We start from the raw sequence: 2,250 nt of genomic DNA, 5'->3' as shown, positions 1-2,250 counted from the left end.
GCTCGACGCCCTTCTGCCGGGCGCGGGCACGCACCCGCATCCAGCCCGAGGCGAAGGCGGTGACCGGATCGGGGAATTTGCGCGACCACAGATCCTGGATCGAGGACGGGGGGCAGAGCACGATGGCGCCGTGCAGATCCTTCCGGTCCGCGGCCACCACCTTCGGCGTCTCGCCGAGCGGCACGCCCTCCCGCTTGTACAGCTCGGTCAGCTTCTCCATGGCCCCGTGCAGGTGGATCGGCCGGTCCCAGCCCTCCTCGCGCAGCAGCGCCATCACCCGCTGCGCCTTACCGAGGGCGTAGGCGCCGACGATGTGGGCGCGCTCCGGGAACAGCGTCACCGACTCGATCAGCTTGCGCACCTCGCCCCGCGTGTCGGGGTGGCGGAACACCGGCAGGCCGAAGGTGGCTTCCGTGATGAACACGTCGCAGGGCACCACCTCGAAGGGGAGGCAGGTCGGGTCGGGCGCGCGCTTGTAGTCGCCCGAGACGACGATGCGCTGCCGCGGCCCCTTGCCCTCGCGCTCGATCGCGATCTGGGCCGAGCCGAGGACGTGGCCGGCGGGTGCGAAGAACACGGTGACGTCGCCGATGCGCATCCGCTCGCCGAGTTGGGCCTCCTGGCGGGAGGCACAGAAATCCTCGCCGTAGCGCACGGCCATGATCCGGAGCGTCTCGGGCGTCGCCAGCACGGTCCCGTGGCCGGCGCGGGCATGGTCGGCATGGCCGTGGGTGATCAGCGCCCGCTCGACGGGCCGCGTCGGATCGATGTGGAAGCGCCCGAGCGGACAATAGAGACCCTCGCGGGTGAGCGTCAGGAGATCGGAGGCGCGTTGCGACATCGGCCGGGATATAGGGCGGATCGTTTCACACCACCGCAAACGCGCCATGTCCCGCCAACGCTCCTCGGGCGATCTCCTCGCCGACCGCCGCTACGCCTATGCCGAGGCCTGCCTCGCCGAGGGCGACCCCGACGCGGCCGCGGAGATGGCTAGCCAGGCGCTCGATCTCGCGCCCGGCTACGCGCCCGCCTGGTTCCTGCTCGGCCGCGCCCGCGAAACCCGCTTCGGGCAGAGCGGCGACGAGGCCGACCGGCAGGCGGCGCTCGCGGCCTTTGAGCGGGCGCTCGCGCTCGACCCGGCGGACGCGCTCGGCAGCCGCCTGCACCAGGTGGCGCTCGCTGGCGGCGACGCGCGCGCGGCGATGTCGCCGGCCTATATCCGCGCGCTGTTCGACGGCTACGCCCCGCGCTTCGAGCGGCATCTCGTGGACGAGCTCGGCTATTGCGGGCCGGCGCTGATCGTCGCGGCGCTCGATGCCATGCCGAAGGCATCCGCGTCTTTTGCACCGCAACACTTTCCGAACGTGCTCGATCTCGGCTGCGGCACCGGGTTGATGGGACGCGCCCTCGCGGGCCGGGTCGGGCATCTGGCGGGCTGCGACCTCTCCCCCGCCATGCTGGCTTTGGCCGGCCGCACCGGGCTCTACCAGCGGCTGGTCGAGGCCGACCTCGTCACCTTCCTCGCCGGCGAACCGGACGCCTCGGCCGACCTGATCCTGGCCGCGGACGTCTTCATCTACCTCGGCGATCTCGCCCCGACGCTCAGCGGCATGGCCCGCGCTCTGAGGCCCGGCGGGTTCGCCGCCTTCACCGTCCAGTCGCCGCAGGCTGAAGAGACCGGTGTCGTGCTCGGCGCCGACGGCCGCTACGCCCACGCCGACGCCTACCTCACGGCCGCGGTGCAACGGGCCGGCCTGAGCATCATCGAGATGCGCCCGGCCGCCATCCGGCGCCAGAGGCGAATGGACGTCCCAGGACGCGTCTTAATCCTGCACAAAGACTTGATCGGAGCGCGTGAAATCGGGGCAACCGTCGAGCCGTAATACCGTTGTGCTGCGGAGCAACATCAGGGGACCCGATGGCTGACGAGTCGAACAAGGCCTTTCCAGCAAGTCCCGTGACGCGGGTGCCCTTCGCATTGATGCTGGCCGGCACCGCCGGCGCCGCCGACTCGATCGGCTTCCTCGAATTCTCCCAGCTCTTCATGTCGTTCATGAGCGGCAACACCACGCGCTTCGGCGCGGCCGTGGCCGGCTTCGACTGGGACGGCACGACCCGCTTCGCCAGCGTGATCGCCCTGTTCTGCTTCGGCGCCTTCCTCGGCACCCTGATCGCCGCCTGGGCCGGCCGCTTCCGGCTGTCGGTCCTGCTCATCATCCAGGCGGTTCTGTTCGCCCTCGGCCTGCTCCT

General features: G+C 70.9%; 3 protein-coding genes. 2 read left to right on the top strand and 1 reads right to left on the bottom strand.

From position 1 onward, the window contains the following. On the bottom strand, positions 1–841 hold an 841-nt coding region (locus MFF42_RS03880), incomplete at its 3' end, for a ligase-associated DNA damage response exonuclease (RefSeq protein ID WP_238254575.1). Between the two features lie 46 nt (positions 842–887). Between MFF42_RS03880 and MFF42_RS03875 the strand changes: the two genes are divergently transcribed. Continuing rightward, entirely contained in the window at positions 888–1,883 is a 996-nt protein-coding gene (locus tag MFF42_RS03875; protein ID WP_238254574.1) for a class I SAM-dependent methyltransferase, read from the top strand. A 35-nt stretch (positions 1,884–1,918) separates the two neighbouring features. Further along, positions 1,919–2,250: DUF1275 family protein (locus tag MFF42_RS03870; RefSeq protein WP_238254573.1), on the top strand; the 332-nt coding region annotated here is incomplete at its 3' end.

It is taken from the genome of Methylorubrum podarium, assembly GCF_022179745.1.
Lineage (GTDB): Bacteria > Pseudomonadota > Alphaproteobacteria > Rhizobiales > Beijerinckiaceae > Methylobacterium > Methylobacterium podarium.
The sequence above is the reverse complement of the archived record's forward strand: the minus strand, read 5'-3'. Positions and strand labels throughout refer to the sequence as shown.

Bases quoted from the DNA above. Each gene is read 5' to 3' on its own strand.
- MFF42_RS03875 (WP_238254574.1), top strand. From the start codon at position 888: ATGTCCCGCCAACGCTCCTCGGGCGATCTCCTCGCCGACCGCCGCTAC.